Source organism: Neisseria basseii, assembly GCF_962707005.1.
Lineage (GTDB): Bacteria > Pseudomonadota > Gammaproteobacteria > Burkholderiales > Neisseriaceae > Neisseria > Neisseria bergeri.
Map to the genome: position 1 here is coordinate 204,106 of NZ_CAUIXH010000001.1, position 17,202 is coordinate 221,307.

The window sequence follows — 17,202 nt, forward strand, 5'->3', positions numbered from 1 at the left end:
GTTGTCCGGCGAGTTGAAACATTCAGCCATCCTCAAAGGGCGGCAGTTTTGCAGAAACATATTCTACACGGCTTCAATGCCGGACGATAAAAGGAAATTCATATGAAATGGACCGATACCCGGCGTATCGCCGAAGAACTCTACGACCTGCACGGCGAAACCATCGATCCCAAAACCGTGCGCTTTACCCAACTGCGCGACCTGATTATGGCATTGCCCGAATTTGACGACGACCCCGCCCGTTGCGGCGAACGCATCCTCGAGGCCGTGCAGCAGGCATGGATAGACGAGGCAGAATAAGTTTCGGGAATGCCGTCTGAAATGCGGCGGTACGCGGTTCGTGCTTCTGTTTGCAGCGGGAACGGTTTTACCAGTCTCCTTTTTTCATCTTGTCCAGTTGGCGGCGGTCGCGCTTGGTCGGTCTGCCGTCGGGATGGGCGGAAGTGATGCGGCTGAATTGGTCGAGCTGTTTGCGCTCTTCCCTCAATGCTGCCGTTTTCGCGTCTTCTTCATACAGAAGCCGCGCCTCGGATGCCGGGCGGCGTTGGTGGTTCAAACCTTTAACCTTGATTTTATAGGGAAGGGAATTAAGCGTCAGGTCGATAGTATCGCCGATGTCTATGGTTTTACTGTTTTTGACCTTCGAGCCGTTTACTTGAATCCTACCCAGTTCGATGTGCTTTTGCGCAAGGGAACGGGTCTTGAAAAAACGTGCTGCCCAAAGCCATTTGTCCAGCCGCATGGCGGAAGAATCGTGCTTGTCTTTCATACGATTTTGTTTGAAATAATTGAATTTGTTTCGAGTTTAGCATAAGATACGCCGCCTTATAACTAGTATATATACACTAATCCTCCTGTTTCCCATGCTGTCCGAACACAAAAAGAGGGTGTGGAAAAGCCGTTTTGGACAATAAATTAACTGCGGAATATGCACAAATAGCGTATGATAGCGGCAGAATCTGTTGATGAGAGCTTCATTTTATGAAACCTGTTTTTTTGGATTTTGAACAACCCATAGCCGAACTGACCAACAAAATCGATGAGCTGCGTTTCGTCCAAGACGAGTCTGCCGTCGATATTTCGGACGAAATACACCGTTTGCAGAAAAAAAGCAACGACCTGACCAAATCGATTTTCAGCAAACTTACGCCCGCCCAGGTTTCACAGGTTTCCCGGCATCCGCAGCGTCCCTATACTTTGGATTACATTGATGCGCTGTTTACCGATTTTGAAGAGCTGCACGGCGACCGCCATTTTGCCGACGATCATGCGATTGTCGGCGGATTGGCACGTTTCAACGGACAAAGCGTGATGGTCGTCGGGCATCAGAAAGGGCGCGACACCAAAGAAAAAATCCGCCGCAACTTCGGTATGCCCCGTCCTGAAGGCTACCGCAAAGCCCTGCGCCTGATGAAGACGGCAGAAAAATTCGGCTTGCCCGTCATGACCTTTATCGATACGCCGGGCGCGTATCCGGGCATCGGCGCGGAAGAACGCGGGCAGTCGGAAGCCATCGGCAAAAACCTGTACGAACTGACACGCCTGCGCGTTCCCGTTTTGTGTACCGTCATCGGCGAAGGCGGTTCGGGCGGCGCATTGGCGGTTGCTGTAGGCGATTACGTCAATATGCTGCAATATTCGACCTATTCCGTTATTTCCCCCGAAGGCTGCGCGTCTATTTTGTGGAAAACCGCCGAAAAGGCGGCTGATGCGGCACAGGCTTTGGGTATTACTGCCGACCGCCTGCAAAAGCTGGACTTGGTCGATACCGTCATCAAAGAACCATTGGGCGGCGCGCATCGGGATTTCGGGCAAACCATGAAAAACGTGAAAACCGTTTTGGAAAAACAACTGCACGAAGCGCAAAGTATGCCGCTCGCCGATCTGCTTTCACGCCGTTTCGACCGCATTATGGCTTACGGCAAATTTTCGGAACAATAATTCGGGTAGAACAAGCAGCAAGCAGTTTGTCTGAAACTGCTTGCTTTTTCTTTATCGGGACGGAGCCGTGCTGACTTTAGATGCGTTTGAGCAATGCTTGAGGGATTGTTTTCCTCAAGGTCTGAATGGAAAAAAAACAGCAGTGGCATTAAGCGGCGGATTGGATTCCGTCGTTTTGCTGCATCTGCTTGTCCGCGCCGGGAAACGGGCAGGATTTGTGCCGGAGGCATTGCACATCCATCACGGCTTGAGCCCCCGTGCCGACGATTGGGCGGATTTCTGCCAAAACTATTGCGATATGCTCGGGGTGGGGCTGGAAACGGTTAAAGTCTGCGTGGAAAAAAACGGTTTGGGCATCGAGGCGGCGGCGCGGCAAAAGCGGTATGCCGCGTTTGCCGAAAAAGGCTTTGACGTTTTGGCGTTGGCGCACCACAGGGACGATCAAATCGAAACCTTTATGCTGGCGGTCGCGCGCGGCGGCGGTTTGCGCGCTTTGGCGGCTATGCCCGCCGTCCGTCCTTTTGGGGAAAACGGCATCATCTGGCGGCCTTTGCTGCCTTTTTCACGGCAAGATGTGCAGGATTATGCAAAAAAACACTGTTTGCCGAATATCGAGGACGAAAGCAATAGCGATACGGCTTATTTGCGAAACCGCTTCCGACACCGTATTTTGCCCGAACTCTCGGCGCAGATTCCCCATTTCGGGCGGCATGTGCTGAACAATGTCCGCGCTTTGCAGGAAGATTTGGCTTTGCTGGACGAGGTCGTCGTTCAGGACTGCCGTTGGGTCTGTGAGGAAGGCAGTTTCGATACGGTGCGTTGGCAGGCATTTTCCCCGCGCCGGAAAACCCATATTTTGCGGCATTTTCTGAAGGAAAACGGCATCACCGTGCCGAATCAGAATGCCCTTGCCGACATTGCCCGCGTTTTGACGGAGGCGAAGACAGGCCGATGGACGCTGTCCGGTTTTGAGCTGCATCATTATGCGGACAGGCTGTTTGTGTTCCGATTGGAAAAAACGGATAAATTGCGGTTTTTGAAAGACAGGCAGGTAAGCGGAAATTTAAGGGAAATATTGACGGATCAGGGATTTGTTTTAAAACGCCATCCGTTCGGGCTTCCCGGGCATCTTTTGGAACAGGACGGGATTTTGAGGACGGTAGCGGCATCGGATACGTTGACCGTGGGCGGCATCCATAAAAATGTGAAAAAAATCCTTCAGGGGAAACGGGTTTTGCCTGCCCTGCGCCCAATCTGGCCGCTTGTTGCCGACAGCGGAAACCGTCCATTGGCGTTGGCAAACTGTTGTGCGGATTTTCAAATCTCGGTTTCAGACGGCATTTTGCCCGTCCATCCTGACTTTCCCATTTTATTTTGATAATATCGCAAACAGATTTCGGCGGCGTTCAGTCGGGTATTGTCCGGTTGCATATTTCTAAAAGGCTTGTGAAGTGAAACACATCAGTTCGACCAATAATGAACACATCAGACACCTGCACCGCCTGTTGTCGCAAGGAAAGTTCAGGCGGCAGTATGCCCAAACCGTTTTGGAGGGCGTCCACCTGCTTCAGGTTTTCCTGCAATCCGGCAGAAAGCCGGTCGGGGTATATATTCCCGAAGCTAAAATGCCGTCTGAAGAAGTCCGTAAATTGACGGCGGTTTTGCCGGAAGACAGGATTTTTTCCGTTTCAGACGGCATATTGAAAAAAATCAGCAGCTTGACTTGTGCGGATGATGTGCTTGCGCTGATTGATATCCCATTGGGCGGAATCTTGCCGGACAAAGGCGACTGTGTGGTTTTGGACGGCGTGCAAGACCCGGGCAATGTCGGCACGGTGTTGCGGAGCGCGGCGGCGGCAGGAATCGGCGCGGTCGTTTTGGGCAAGGGTTCTGCGGATGTTTGGTCGCCCAAGGTATTACGTGCGGGTATGGGCGCGCATTTCTTGTTGGACATTTATTCGCAGGCGGATTTGGAAATATGGTTGGCGCGCTATAAAGGCCGTGTGTTTGCCACCGCGTTGCGTGAGGAAAAGCAGGCGGTTCTGTATGGCGAAGATTTGTGCGAACCGACAGCCTGGGTGTTTGGCAACGAAGGCGCGGGGGTCGGTAAAGCAGTTTTAGACAGGGCGGACAAGTGTGTCAGGATTCCGATGCACGATGCAACCGAGTCTTTAAATGTCGCGATGGCGGCGACAGTTTGCCTGTTTGAACAGATGCGCCAACGGGCGGCGTATTAAGGAAAAGAAATGCCGTCTGAAAAAATTTATTACGGCGTATTGATTTTCTTATGTATCGCTTCTATGCTGCTATCGCCGTTTTTTTATGGCGGCGTTTTGAAGCCCAAGAAGGCGGCATTGCGGAAGGATGGGCAGTGGAAACTCATCTTATTGTCTAATGCCGTGGCGGCGGCGGTTTTGTTTTGGATATGGTGGAAATGGTTTTGATAGATATTGCTCAAAATTGGGTTAATGGAATCTTAACAAATAAAGAATTTGGTAAAAAAGTTTGTGAAATCCACGGGTTAAAGTTTACTAGAAAACAAAACAGCTATTAACCAAATAGATTGTTTGTTGGTAAATACGGAAGATTTACGGCGTTATTGGGTATCTGTAATATGTAATGCTAGTTTTATGAGCGGTGGGTATAAATTTGTGAATTGGTTAAAGTGTGAGGACACTATGAAAAATTGCGAATTTTTTTATGATCCGACAAGAGTAATCTATGATAGTGGCGCAGATTACTTAACCAGAGAAAAACATAGATTAGTCGTAATCGCAAATAGTGCTTGGGGGCTATTGCTTAATTTATCTTGTTATTATGATGAGATATTAGAAAAGCGAAAAATACCATTTGGCAAACAGGAAATTGATGACGATATGGACAAAGTATCCGCTCTTAAGCGGAAGTTTAAAGACATTTCTGAAATCAAAGTAGGAGATGATTGGGAATACCCATTCAATTATGAGCAGGGAATGAAAGAATTAGATGAAGTTCTATTGAAATACATTCCTTTTTTTGAAGAAGAACAATAAAGGAGTTTAATATGCGCGTATCTAAAATGATTGGAAGTATCTTGCTTGTTGCAGCGGTTCAGACCGTATTTTCGGCAAATGTTTACGAGTGTCGCCATAATGGTAAAACCAGTTACAGCCAAACTCCGGGAAAACATTGTACCAATAGGGGTTTGGGGCGTGATCAGGTATACAGTTCGGTTAGGCCGGCAGTAAAAGACAGGGCGGAAAACACAGGGGCTGATGACAATTTGGATATGAGGAAGGACGAACACGTCCAAAATCCGAAAGAGAATACGCATAAGGATGCTTCGAATACCGGTGCAAAGACGCATTGATTGAAACCGAATCAGCCATGACGGTGTTGAACAATAGAATTTGAACGATTAGGGAACTCTGATGAAACACATCCACATTATCGGTATCGGCGGCACGTTTATGGGCGGGATTGCCGCTATTGCCAAAGAAGCGGGGTTCAAAGTCAGTGGTTGCGACGCGAAGATGTATCCGCCGATGAGCACCCAGCTCGAAGCCTTGGGCATAGGCGTACACGAAGGCTTCGATGCGGCGCAGTTGGACGAATTTCAAGCCGATATTTACGTTATCGGCAATGTTGCCAAGCGCGGGACGGATGTGGTCGAAGCCATTTTGAACCGAGGTCTGCCTTATATTTCCGGCCCGCAATGGCTGGCTGAAAACGTGCTGCACAGCCGCTGGGTGCTTGCCGTTGCCGGGACGCACGGCAAAACGACCACTGCGTCTATGCTCGCGTGGGTTTTGGAATATGCCGGACTCGCGCCGGGCTTCCTCATCGGCGGCATCCCGGAAAATTTCGGCGTTTCCGCCCGCCTGCCGCAAACGCCGCGCCAAGACCCGGGCAGCCAATCGCCGTTTTTCGTTATCGAAGCCGACGAATACGACACCGCCTTTTTCGACAAACGCTCCAAATTCGTGCATTACCGTCCGCGTACCGCCGTGTTGAACAATTTGGAATTCGACCACGCCGACATTTTTGCCGACTTGGGCGCGATACAGACCCAGTTCCACCACCTCGTGCGCACCGTGCCGTCTGAAGGCTTAATCGTCTGCAACGGACAGCAGCAAAGCCTGCAAGACACTTTAGACAAAGGCTGCTGGACACCGGTGGAAAAATTCGGCACCGAACACGGCTGGCAGGTCGGCGAGGTCAATGTCGACGGCTCGTTTGACGTATGCCATCACAGCGAAACGGTCGGACATGTCGCTTGGGAACTGATGGGCGGACACAATCGCATGAACGCGCTCGCCGTCATTGCCGCCGCACGTCATGCCGGAGTCGGCGTTCAGACGGCCTGCGAAGCCTTGGGCGCGTTTAAAAACGTCAAACGCCGTATGGAAATCAAAGGCACGGTAAACGGCATCACTGTTTACGACGACTTCGCCCACCATCCGACTGCCATCGAAACCACCATCGAAGGCCTGCGTCAGCGCGTCGGGAACGCCCGCATCCTTGCCGTCCTCGAGCCGCGTTCCAACACCATGAAACTCGGTACCATGAAAGCCGCCTTACCCGAAAGTCTCAAAGGTGCCGACCAAGTGTTCTGCTACTCCGGCGGCGTGAACTGGGACGTTGCCGAAGCCCTCGAGCCTTTGGGCGGCAGGCTGCACGTCGGCAAGGATTTCGATGCCTTCGTTGCCGAAATTGTGAAAAACGCCCGAACCGGCGACCATATTTTGGTGATGAGCAACGGCGGTTTCGGCGGAATACACACCAAACTGCTGGACGCTTTGAGATAGCCCGGGCAATGCCGTCTGAAAGCCCTTCAGACGGCATTGCCCGGCTGCGGCGGCACAAAGGCGGAAAAACCGTTTGCCCCGTATTTTCAAACGCGTTACACTTGCCGCCGCTGTTTTCAGCCATTTGATTACCCGCAACCGCCGTCATTGCGCCGGCGGTTTGCCTGTCAGCGTCATTGCGCCGCTGTAAATACGAAAGAACACATTATGACCGTATCCCCCGTCGCCTTGCGCCGTAAGACCGAGCGAAAGCCTCATCCCACCGCGCGCTATTGGAAAAAATGCGATGTCGAGGCACTTTTCGGACTGCCGTTTTTAGAACTCGTCTATCAGGCGGCAGAAGTCCACCGCCAAAATTTCAACCCGCGCGAAATCCAGCTTTCCACGCTGTTGTCGATCAAAACCGGCGGCTGTCCCGAAGATTGCGCCTACTGTCCGCAATCGGCGCACCACAATACCAATCTGGGCAAAGAGCAGATGATGGATGTGGATGAAATCGTCGAAAAAGCCAAAATTGCCAAATCGCGCGGTGCCAGCCGTTTCTGCATGGGTGCGGCATGGCGCGGCCCCAAACCTAAAGACGTGGAAACGGTTTCCGCAATCATCAAAGCCGTCAAGGGATTGGGCATGGAAACCTGCGGTACCTTCGGTATGCTCGAAGACGGCATGGCGGAAGACTTTAAAGAGGCAGGCTTGGATTATTACAACCATAACCTTGATACCGATCCGGAACGCTATAACGACATCATCCATACCCGTAAACACGAAGACCGTATGGATACCTTGGGCAAAGTCCGCAACGCCGGTTTGAAAATCTGCTGCGGCGGCATCGTCGGTATGAACGAAACTCGTGCCGAGCGTGCAGGACTGATTGCTAGTCTAGCCAATCTCGACCCGCAGCCCGAAAGCGTGCCGATTAATCAGTTGGTTAAAGTGGAAGGCACGCCGCTGGCTGATGCCGAAGATTTGGACTGGACGGAATTTGTCCGTACGATTGCCGTAGCGCGGATTACCATGCCGCAAAGTTATGTCCGCCTCTCGGCAGGGCGCAGCAATATGCCTGAAGCAATGCAGGCGATGTGCTTTATGGCGGGCGCAAACTCGATTTTTTACGGCGACAAGCTGTTGACCACAGGCAATCCTGATGAGGACGGCGATAGAATCCTGATGGAAAAGCTTAACCTGTATCCCTTACAGTTTGAGCTGGAAGGCGAGGTCGCCGAAGTGGAAAAAGCCTCTGGGATTAAAGTGGATTATTGACGATTGAAAAATGCCGTCTGAAACTTGAATGCCGTCTGAAACCTGAAAAAAGGCTTTCAGACGGCATTTGTTCACGGTATTTCCAAAGAATCCTGACGAGCTTCAGACGGCATTTGGAAAAGCCCGACCTGTATCCCTTGCAGTTCGAGCCGGAAGATCGAAAAATGGATTGAAACGATAGTAAAAGACAGGCACTATCGTGTTTGTATCGCTGCCGCCGCATTGGATTGGCGGTCGGCTTTAGAGATGGAGCTTATGGGAATTTGACAGGTTATGCCGGAAAAAATTATCGACTTTCTGATGTTTCTTGACGAACGCCTCCCCTTTGTCAAAAACCGATGGGGGACTTTATTGATGTCGTTGCCGTTTACGCTCCTGCTGCTGATTACCGACGGTAAAACTATCCATATGCTGCTGTCGGAAACATCTTGGGGCGTATGGGCTGTATGCTTCGTATTGGCATTTATATGGTTTTTCTGTCGGACAGACCGTTGGTTGAGGTTTTTACCGTATATCTGTATTGCTAAAATTGTTGTTTCATTCTTGTAGCGGGGCGGGCGGAGCGGAAAAAGCCCCACGGATTAAAGTGGATTATTGATGGTTGCAAAAATGCCGTCTGAAACTTAAATGCCGTCTGAAACCCAGAAAGGTTCGGACGGTATTTGTTCAGACGGCATTTTCTTTCAGACATTATTTTGAATATCTTTTACCGACGCGTGATGCTGCCGTCGGGCGAGACATCCAGTCCGTTCCCGTTGGGGAAGTCGCTGTGGTTCAGATAAATAATCCGCTCAATAACGGTTTTTTCAGGGTCGATTTTGGGAATTTTGTCGCCAGCTTGAGTGATGGGGATAATGTTGCCGGAAACGAACCGCCCCTGTTTGTCGGTGATGATTTTGAAAATGGGGGCGATGCCGCTGATGCCGGAGGTGTTGATTGCGCCGTAGGTGGCAAAGTTGCCGCCGCTGTAGGAGATGAAGCGGTCGCGGTAAAGTTCGATGGCACGTGTGACATGCGGACCCTGCCCGAATACGACATCCGCGCCGGAATCAACGGCCAGCCTTGCAAACTCAACGACGTTGCCCCTGTTTTCTCCATAGAATATTTCGGTATCGAACGGCAGGTGTTCCGCCTGTTTCCCTTCCACGCCGCCATGAAACATCACAATGACGATGTCGGCTTTTTGCTTGGTTTTCCGAATCAGTTTTCTGACTTTGGCATAATCGTTCAGTTTGACGGCGGCAAGGTTGGGGGCGAAGGAGACGAAGCCGTATCTCACGCCGTTTTTCTTCAGGATGGCGGTTTCAAACCTGTTTTCGATGCCCGAATATTTGATGTTCAATTCGTCAAGGTTGCCTGCCGTTGCCGTGATGCCTTGCGTGCCGAAGTCGTTGCTGTGGTTGTTGGCGAGGCTGAGGTAGTCGAATCCCGCGTCGGCAAGGTATTGCCCGTAGGCGGAGGGCGTGCGGAAAACGTAGCAGATGTTCGGATTTGTACATTTCTTCGGCGTACCGCCTTCGTCAAACAGCGTGCCTTCAAGGTTGCCGACGGTAATGTCCGCGTCTTGCAAGACGGATTCGACGTTTTTCAGAATATTGGTGTTGGGCAGGTAATCGACCGGATAATTGCTGCCGAGCATAATGTCGCCGACCCCGATGATGGAAACGGTATCGGCTGCCTTTCCGTCAGGCGTATCCTGTCCGTCCGCATTGCCGGTGTTTGAAACGGGCGCGGGGTTTGAACCGTCAACCGGCAGTACGGGGGATTCCGTTCCGGCAGGATGCGCCGAGGGCTTGACCCCGGCGGTTTGCGGCGCGGAAGCGGCATAAGGGGCGGGCGGCGGCTCTTTCACATATTCGAGCGCGGTAAAGCCGCTGCCGATAACGAGGGCCAAAATTGCGGAAAATACCGCCATTGCCCAGATAAATTTGTCCATCATCAGACCTTTACTGTTCAGACGGCATTTGCCGCGCATTTCGGAAGGGCTTATCTTTCGATTTGCGATACGTCGCGCACCGCACCTTTGTCGGCGGAAGTCGCCATCGCGCCGTAAGCCCTTAATGCGGCGGAGACGTAGCGGTCGCGGTTTTCCGGCTTCCACGCTTTGCTGCCGCGTGCTTCCATTTCGGCGCGGCGTTTTGCGAGTTCCTCGTCGGACACTTTCAGGTTGATGCTGCGGTTAGGGATGTCGATTTCAATCGTATCGCCTTCATGTACCAAGCCGATGGCGCCGCCTTCCGCCGCCTCGGGCGACGCGTGGCCGATGGACAGACCTGATGTGCCGCCGGAGAAGCGTCCGTCGGTCAGAAGGGCGCAGGCTTTGCCCAAACCTTTGGATTTCAGGTAAGAAGTCGGGTACAGCATTTCTTGCATGCCCGGACCGCCTTTAGGGCCTTCGTAGCGGATGATGACGATGTCGCCGGCGACGATTTGGTTGCCCAAAATGCCTTCTACTGCGTCTTCTTGGCTTTCAAACACGCGGGCGCGGCCGGTAAATTTGAGGATGCTCTCGTCCACGCCTGCGGTTTTTACCACGCAGCCGCGTTCGGCGATGTTGCCGAACAAGACCGCCAAGCCGCCGTCTTGCGAGTAGGCGTGTGCCACGTCGCGGATGCAGCCTTTTTCGCGGTCGAGGTCGAGGGTTTTCCACATACGGTTTTGCGAGAATGCTTGGGTAGTGCGTACGCCGCCGGGCGCGGCTTTGAAACGCTCGATGGCATGGGTGTTTTCAGGGTTGGTCACGTCCCATTTTTCAATCGCGTCTTTCAGCGTCGGCGCGTGGATGGTGTACACGTCGGTGTGCAGTTTGCCTGCTTTGTCCAGTTCTTTCAGGATGGCGAAAATGCCGCCTGCGCGGTGTACGTCTTCCATGTAGTAGTCGTGATTGTTTGGCGCGGTTTTGCAGATGCAAGGTACAACGCGGCTCAGGCGGTCGATGTCGGCCATTTTGAAATCGACACCGGCTTCGTTGGCAACAGCCAACAGGTGCAAAATGGTATTGGTAGAGCCGCCCATGGCGATGTCCATGGTCATGGCGTTTTCAAACGCTTTTTTGGTGGCAATGCTGCGCGGCAGCACGGTTTCGTCGTCTTGCTCGTAATAGCGTTTGGTGATTTCGACAATCATACGTCCTGCTTCGAGAAACAATTCTTTACGACCTGCGTGGGTAGCCAGATAAGAACCGTTGCCCGGCAGGGAAAGGCCGAGTGCTTCGGTCAGGCAGTTCATCGAGTTTGCCGTAAACATACCCGAACATGAGCCGCAGGTCGGACAGGCATTTTGCTCGACTTCTTCGACTTGCTGGTTGCTGACATTGTCGTCCGCCGATTCAATCATGGCGTCAATCAAGTCCAAGCGGCGTTCGGGCTGGATGTTGGCCACGCCGATGACTTTGCCTGCTTCCATCGGGCCGCCGGAAACGAAGATAGTCGGGATGTTCAATCGCATGGCGGCAATCAGCATCCCGGGGGTGATTTTGTCGCAGTTGGAAATGCACACCAGCGCGTCGGCGCAGTGGGCGTTGACCATGTATTCGATGGAGTCGGCAATCAAATCGCGGCTGGGCAGGGAGTACAGCATGCCGCTGTGTCCCATGGCGATGCCGTCGTCGATGGCGATGGTGTTGAATTCTTTGGCGATTGCGCCGGCTTTTTCAATTTCGCGGGCAACCAGTTGACCCATATTGTGCAAGTGGACATGGCCGGGAACGAATTGGGTGAAGGAGTTGGCAACGGCGATGATCGGTTTGCCGAAGTCGGTTTCCATTACGCCGGTCGCACGCCACAATGCGCGTGCGCCTGCCATATTGCGGCCGTGGGTGGAGGTTTTGGAGCGGTATTCTGGCATGGTGTGTTTCCTTGTTTTCATGCCGTCTGAAAAGCGAAGGGTTTCAGATGACATTTTGTACTGTGTTAGAGAGCTGGAAAAAAGAAAGTATTTTATACCAAGTATCGGTATTGTGTGGAAGTTGCGGAATGGTGGGATATTCTGTGCAATGGTATTTTTGAAGCGGCAATGTTCGGAATGCCGTCTGAAAGGCAGAAAAGGGCTTCAGACGGCATTGATGTCGGGTTTCAGGACAGGAGCAGGATGGCGGCTGCGGCAAGCGCGGCAACCGATAATGCGGCGGCAAGCGCGGCTTTGCCGGCAAAGCGGATTGAGGTTTTGCCTTCGATGTATTTGAAGCCGGTTATCATCGGGAGGACGAGGTTTTTCTTTTTGAACACGCGGTATGCGGCGACAGCAGCGATGTGGACTGCGGAAAAAACGGCGAGCAGCTTGAAAAAGTTGAGGTGGATTTTCCGCATAAGGCTGCCCGTATGTTCGGAAACCAAATGGTTGAGGTAGCCGTTGGTGCTGAAGGTGTTTTCATCGGCGGCAAAAAGCCCGGTGCCGACTTGGAACGACACGGCGGCCAGAAGCGCGACGACCATCAGTGCGCCCAAGGGGTTGTGTCCGGGCTGGATGTGTTCGGGAATACCGTTTTTCAGATAGCCGCGTATGCCTGCCCAGCCTTGGACGAAACGGGAAAAACGGGCGGTATCGCTGCCCCAAATGCCCCAGCAGAGGCGGAAGACGAGCAGGAAAAGGACGAGCAGCCCGACGCGCGTGTGCCATTGCAGCATATCGCCGCCGGCTTTCGCGCTATACCACATAAAGGGCAGGGACGTGGCAAGCAGCCAGTGGAAAAGGCGGGTGGGGAAGTCCCAGACTTTGGTTTTGTTTTTCATAATCGGTTTCCGGCAGTAGAATCGGTTTGTTTTCGAGCCTTAATTTTAACCGATTGGAGGGGCAATGTTTCCCGTTTTTCATCTTTCAGGCGAAAGCCGCCGCCGGATGCTTCAGACGGCATTGCGTTTTCCCCATGTTTTCAAAGCCCGTGCGGAAGATTCGCACAAAGGGACTTTCGGTACGCTCGCCGTAGTCGGCGGCGCGGCAGGGATGAGCGGCGCGCCCATTTTGGCGGCATCGGCGGCAATGTATCTCGGCTGCGGAAAAGTGTGGGCGGGTTTCAATCAGGAAACGCTGCCTTTCGCCGTCATTGCCGGTTTTCCCGAAATTATGTTGGACACGGCAGACGGTTTGGCCAAACGTCAAGATATAAACGCCTGGGTTGTCGGTTGTGGATTGGGTACAGGTAGGGCGGCGGTCGGAACGCTTGCCAGAATTCTGACGGAACATGTGGACAGCCAGATGCTTTTGGATGCGGATGCGTTGAATATATTATCAGTCAATGCTGAAATCCGAAGCATGGCGCGGGCGTGTAGAAACCTGATTTTAACGCCTCACCCTGCCGAAGCGGCTCGCCTGCTTGGAACGACAGTTGTACAGGTTCAAGCGGATCGGACGGCGGCAGTAAGGAAGATAGGGGAAATTTTTGGCGCAACCGTGGTTTTAAAGGGGCACAAAACACTGGTTGCCGCACCGGATACGGAAATCTATGTCAACCATAGCGGTAATGCCGGGCTGGCTACGGCGGGAAGCGGAGATGTGTTGGGCGGTATGGTCGGAAGTTTGCTTGCGCAAGGCTTGAAACTGTTTGAAGCAGCGTGTGCCGGCGTTTGGCTGCACGGTGTGGCGGCAGATGTCATGATGGAATCGGCGGGCATCAAGGCCGGATTGTTGGCAGGGGAAATCGCCCCGGCAGCAAGGTGGCTGAGAAACGATATAACGGCCAGTCTGCATGAGAATGCCGTCTGAAAGGTGACAGCACTGCCATTTTCTGAATGGCATTCAATAAATCATGGTACAATGTGCAGTTATCTTTTCTAGATTTTGAAAAATATTAACCATGAAACAAATTCGCAACATCGCCATTATCGCCCACGTCGACCACGGCAAAACCACATTGGTCGACCAACTGCTGCGCCAATCCGGCACATTCCGCGCCAACCAGCAGGTTGACGAGCGCGTGATGGACAGCAACGACCTTGAAAAAGAACGCGGCATTACCATCCTCGCCAAAAACACCGCCATCGATTACGAAGGCTACCACATCAATATCGTCGACACGCCGGGACACGCCGACTTCGGCGGCGAAGTGGAGCGCGTTTTGGGGATGGTGGACTGCGTCGTCTTGTTGGTGGACGCACAGGAAGGCCCGATGCCGCAAACCCGTTTCGTGACCAAAAAAGCCTTGGCTTTGGGGCTGAAACCGATTGTAGTCATCAATAAAATCGACAAACCGTCCGCCCGTCCGAGCTGGGTTATCGACCAAACTTTCGAGCTGTTCGACAACTTGGGCGCGACCGACGAGCAGTTGGATTTCCCGATTGTTTACGCTTCAGGGTTGAGCGGTTTCGCCAAATTGGAAGAAACCGACGAGAGCAGCGACATGCGTCCGCTGTTCGATACTATCTTAAAACACACGCCTGCACCGAGCGGCAGCGCGGACGAGCCTCTGCAACTGCAAATTTCCCAACTCGACTACGACAACTACACCGGCCGCCTCGGCATCGGACGCATCCTGAACGGACGTATCAAGCCCGGTCAAGTTGTTGCCGTGATGAACCACGAGCAGCAAATCGCCCAAGGCCGCATCAACCAGCTTTTAGGTTTCAAAGGTTTGGAACGCGTGCCGCTTGAAGAAGCCGAAGCCGGCGACATCGTGATTATTTCTGGTATCGAAGATATCGGTATCGGCGTAACCATCACCGACAAAGACAACCCCAAAGGCCTGCCGATGTTGAGCGTGGACGAACCGACGCTGACGATGGACTTTATGGTCAACACCAGCCCGTTGGCGGGTACCGAAGGCAAATTCGTAACCAGCCGCCAAATCCGCGACCGCCTGCAAAAAGAATTGCTGACCAACGTCGCCCTGCGCGTGGAAGATACCGCCGATGCCGACGTGTTCCGCGTATCCGGACGCGGCGAGCTGCACCTGACCATTTTGTTGGAAAATATGCGCCGCGAAGGCTACGAACTCGCCGTCGGCAAACCGCGCGTCGTGTACCGCGACATCGACGGTCAAAAATGCGAACCTTATGAAAACCTGACCGTAGACGTACCCGACGACAACCAAGGTGCGGTAATGGAAGAACTCGGCCGCCGCCGTGGCGAGCTGACCAATATGGAAAGTGACGGCAACGGCCGCACCCGCCTCGAGTACCATATTCCCGCGCGCGGCTTAATCGGTTTTCAAGGCGAATTTATGACCCTGACGCGCGGTGTCGGCTTGATGAGCCACGTGTTCGACGACTACGCGCCCGTCAAACCCGATATGCCCGGCCGCCACAACGGCGTGCTGGTGTCCCAAGAGCAGGGCGAGGCGGTTGCTTATGCCTTGTGGAATCTGGAAGACCGCGGCCGTATGTTCGTATCGCCCAACGACAAAATCTACGAAGGTATGATTATCGGCATTCACAGCCGCGACAACGATTTGGTGGTCAACCCGCTCAAAGGCAAAAAACTCACCAACATCCGCGCCAGCGGCACTGACGAAGCCGTGCGCCTGACTACGCCGATCAAGCTGACGCTGGAAGGCGCGGTCGAGTTTATCGACGATGATGAGCTGGTAGAAATCACACCGCAATCCATCCGTCTGCGTAAGCGTTACTTGAGCGAATTGGAACGCCGCCGCCACTTTAAAAAGCTGGATTGATGTTTACTGGATTAATGTTTAAATGATACGCGATGCCGTCTGAAAAATTTCAGACGGCATTTTATTGGTCGGTATCGGGAAACGGGTTGTCCGATAGCTCATATATTTTCTTGAATAAAATCATTGTATGAACAATAAAAAAGTTTGTACCGGATTATCTGCGGACGGGTGATGCCAGTACTTCCGGTCTCGGAACGGTTGCCGTTTCGGGAAAGCCGCATTTTTAATTTTACGGGGCAATCCGTCAAAATCCGGTGGGCTTGTTTTTCCGGACAATTTTTCAAATACCGAACCTGATCTTGCTTGGGTCATCAACATCCTTGCACGGTTTGTCAAAAAATCTGTCATACAAAGAATATTGTTTACAATATTGTCTAAAAATCCAAACCTGCAAACGCGAAATAAGGTAGAATACGCCCCGTTATTTTACCGTCCAATCCCCATTTACCAAGGAAAAATGATGAGTACTTCATTGAGTTACCGCGATGCAGGTGTCGATATCGACGCAGGCGACCAACTGGTCGAAAACATCAAACCTTTTGCCAAACGCACGATGCGCCCGGAAGTATTGGGGGATTTGGGCGGTTTTGGCGCATTGGTCGAAATCGGCAAGAAATATAAAAACCCCATATTGGTCAGCGGTACGGACGGCGTGGGTACCAAGCTCAAACTTGCCTTTGATTGGGACAAACACGATACGGTGGGCATCGACCTTGTTGCAATGAGTGTCAACGATATTTTGGTTCAAGGTGCAGAGCCCTTGTTTTTCTTGGATTATTTTGCCTGCGGCAAATTGGATGTTCCGCGCGCGACCGATGTCATCAAAGGCATTGCCCAAGGTTGCGAAGAATCAGGCTGCGCCCTGATTGGCGGGGAAACTGCCGAAATGCCGGGCATGTATCCCGTCGGTGAATACGATTTGGCGGGTTTTGCCGTCGGCGTGGTGGAAAAAGAGAATGTCATTACCGGCCGCAGCATCGGTGCGGGCGATGTGGTATTGGGTTTGGCTTCCAACGGCGCACATTCAAACGGCTATTCCCTTATCCGTAAAATCATCGAACGCGACAATCCCGATTTGGATGCCGAGTTTGATAATGGCAAAACCTTGCGTGAGGCCGTTATTGCGCCGACCCGCCTGTATGTGAAACCGATTCTTGCCGCTTTGGAAAAATTTACCATTAAAGGTATGGCGCACATTACCGGCGGCGGCATTACCGAAAACGTGCCGCGCGTGTTGCCTGAAAACACGGTTGCACAAATCGATGCCGAATCGTGGGAATTGCCCAAGCTCTTCCAATGGCTTCAAAAGGCGGGCAATGTGGAAACCCAAGAAATGTACCGAACCTTTAACTGCGGCATCGGTATGGTTGTCATCGTTGCTGCCGAAGATGCCGATGCGGTTCAGTCATTCCTGAGCGGGCAGGGCGAGACAGTGTACCGTTTGGGTTGCATCCGAGAGCGTCAAGGGAACGAGCATCAAACCCAAGTTGCCTGACCTCCAAGCATTAAATGCCGTCTGAAAGCTAATGCCGTCTGAACCTGTTTCAGACGGCATTTTCATTATGCTAGCATTTTTTTGCTTGCCATATTCGGGGGGGGGGGGGGAAAATC

The 17,202-nt window shown here is 52.5% G+C and carries 20 protein-coding genes; 14 read left to right on the plus strand and 6 right to left on the minus strand.

Annotated features, from left to right (window positions below; all coding sequences use genetic code 11):
- Positions 1-102 precede the first annotated feature (102 nt).
- Positions 103-300, plus strand: coding sequence for a Fe-S cluster assembly protein IscX (gene iscX / locus Q9I99_RS01090; RefSeq protein ID WP_002248850.1), 198 nt, complete (start codon positions 103-105; stop codon positions 298-300).
- Between the two features lie 67 nt (positions 301-367).
- Here iscX and Q9I99_RS01095 read toward each other — a convergent pair whose 3' ends face one another.
- Complete coding sequence (locus Q9I99_RS01095) at positions 368-769, minus strand: RNA-binding S4 domain-containing protein (RefSeq protein ID WP_301667723.1); 402 nt, start codon at positions 767-769, stop codon at positions 368-370.
- A gap of 212 nt (positions 770-981) precedes the next feature.
- Between Q9I99_RS01095 and Q9I99_RS01100 the strand changes: the two genes are divergently transcribed.
- The 10 genes from Q9I99_RS01100 (at position 982) to Q9I99_RS01145 (ending at position 8,537) form a co-directional block, all read left to right on the plus strand.
- Positions 982-1,941 (plus strand): acetyl-CoA carboxylase carboxyltransferase subunit alpha, encoded by a 960-nt coding sequence (locus Q9I99_RS01100; RefSeq protein WP_301667722.1) that lies wholly within the window; start codon positions 982-984, stop codon positions 1,939-1,941.
- A 67-nt stretch (positions 1,942-2,008) separates the two neighbouring features.
- Positions 2,009-3,319 (plus strand): tRNA lysidine(34) synthetase TilS, encoded by a 1,311-nt coding sequence (gene tilS, locus Q9I99_RS01105; RefSeq protein ID WP_301667721.1) that lies wholly within the window; start codon positions 2,009-2,011, stop codon positions 3,317-3,319.
- Positions 3,320-3,392: 73 nt separating this feature from the next.
- A complete protein-coding gene (locus Q9I99_RS01110) occupies positions 3,393-4,178 on the plus strand; it encodes a TrmH family RNA methyltransferase (protein ID WP_301667719.1) in 786 nt (261 codons plus the stop codon).
- Positions 4,179-4,187: 9 nt separating this feature from the next.
- The gene (locus Q9I99_RS01115) at positions 4,188-4,385 is read left to right on the plus strand and encodes a hypothetical protein (protein WP_301667718.1); all 198 of its coding nucleotides are present in this window, start codon (positions 4,188-4,190) and stop codon (positions 4,383-4,385) included.
- Between the two features lie 234 nt (positions 4,386-4,619).
- Positions 4,620-4,973 carry a hypothetical protein gene (locus Q9I99_RS01120; protein WP_301667717.1) on the plus strand — a complete coding sequence of 118 codons (354 nt, stop codon included), beginning with the start codon at positions 4,620-4,622 and terminating at the stop codon, positions 4,971-4,973.
- Between the two features lie 11 nt (positions 4,974-4,984).
- On the plus strand, positions 4,985-5,290 hold the full coding sequence (locus Q9I99_RS01125; RefSeq protein ID WP_107819250.1) for a DUF4124 domain-containing protein: 306 nt from the start codon (positions 4,985-4,987) through the stop codon (positions 5,288-5,290).
- A gap of 61 nt (positions 5,291-5,351) precedes the next feature.
- Positions 5,352-6,728, plus strand: coding sequence for a UDP-N-acetylmuramate:L-alanyl-gamma-D-glutamyl-meso-diaminopimelate ligase (mpl, locus tag Q9I99_RS01130; protein WP_301667716.1), 1,377 nt, complete (start codon positions 5,352-5,354; stop codon positions 6,726-6,728).
- Positions 6,729-6,935: 207 nt separating this feature from the next.
- Complete coding sequence (bioB, locus tag Q9I99_RS01135; protein ID WP_301667714.1) at positions 6,936-7,988, plus strand: biotin synthase BioB; 1,053 nt, start codon at positions 6,936-6,938, stop codon at positions 7,986-7,988.
- Positions 7,985-8,161, plus strand: coding sequence for a hypothetical protein (locus tag Q9I99_RS01140; protein WP_301667713.1), 177 nt, complete (start codon positions 7,985-7,987; stop codon positions 8,159-8,161). The genes bioB and Q9I99_RS01140 overlap by 4 nt, the downstream gene beginning before the upstream one ends.
- A 100-nt stretch (positions 8,162-8,261) precedes the next feature.
- Entirely contained in the window at positions 8,262-8,537 is a 276-nt protein-coding gene (locus Q9I99_RS01145; RefSeq protein ID WP_301667712.1) for a paraquat-inducible protein A, read from the plus strand.
- 157 nt (positions 8,538-8,694) lie between these two features.
- Here Q9I99_RS01145 and Q9I99_RS01150 read toward each other — a convergent pair whose 3' ends face one another.
- The 4 genes from Q9I99_RS01150 to Q9I99_RS01165 form a co-directional block, all read right to left on the minus strand.
- Positions 8,695-9,924, minus strand: a complete 1,230-nt coding sequence (locus Q9I99_RS01150; protein WP_439652317.1) for a CapA family protein — start codon at positions 9,922-9,924, stop codon at positions 8,695-8,697.
- A 50-nt stretch (positions 9,925-9,974) separates the two neighbouring features.
- Positions 9,975-11,834: a dihydroxy-acid dehydratase gene (gene ilvD / locus Q9I99_RS01155; RefSeq protein WP_301667710.1), complete on the minus strand. Its 1,860-nt coding sequence runs from the start codon at positions 11,832-11,834 to the stop codon at positions 9,975-9,977.
- A gap of 92 nt (positions 11,835-11,926) precedes the next feature.
- Positions 11,927-12,049, minus strand: a complete 123-nt coding sequence (locus Q9I99_RS01160; RefSeq protein WP_283255173.1) for a hypothetical protein — start codon at positions 12,047-12,049, stop codon at positions 11,927-11,929.
- 12 nt (positions 12,050-12,061) lie between these two features.
- Positions 12,062-12,718, minus strand: coding sequence for a cytochrome b/b6 domain-containing protein (locus Q9I99_RS01165; protein WP_118814364.1), 657 nt, complete (start codon positions 12,716-12,718; stop codon positions 12,062-12,064).
- Positions 12,719-12,782: 64 nt separating this feature from the next.
- Here Q9I99_RS01165 and Q9I99_RS01170 point away from each other — a divergent pair, with 64 nt between their 5' ends.
- Together Q9I99_RS01170 and typA are read left to right on the plus strand one after the other, a co-directional pair.
- Positions 12,783-13,688 (plus strand): NAD(P)H-hydrate dehydratase, encoded by a 906-nt coding sequence (locus Q9I99_RS01170; RefSeq protein WP_301667708.1) that lies wholly within the window; start codon positions 12,783-12,785, stop codon positions 13,686-13,688.
- A 91-nt stretch (positions 13,689-13,779) separates the two neighbouring features.
- Entirely contained in the window at positions 13,780-15,591 is a 1,812-nt protein-coding gene (gene typA, locus Q9I99_RS01175) for a translational GTPase TypA (protein WP_002251812.1), read from the plus strand.
- Between the two features lie 120 nt (positions 15,592-15,711).
- Here the strand turns inward: typA and Q9I99_RS01180 are convergent, their stop codons facing one another.
- A complete protein-coding gene (locus Q9I99_RS01180) occupies positions 15,712-15,903 on the minus strand; it encodes a hypothetical protein (RefSeq protein WP_301667707.1) in 192 nt (63 codons plus the stop codon).
- Positions 15,904-16,051: 148 nt separating this feature from the next.
- Between Q9I99_RS01180 and purM the strand changes: the two genes are divergently transcribed.
- Complete coding sequence (purM, locus tag Q9I99_RS01185) at positions 16,052-17,086, plus strand: phosphoribosylformylglycinamidine cyclo-ligase (RefSeq protein ID WP_301667951.1); 1,035 nt, start codon at positions 16,052-16,054, stop codon at positions 17,084-17,086.
- Positions 17,087-17,202: the final 116 nt, after the last annotated feature.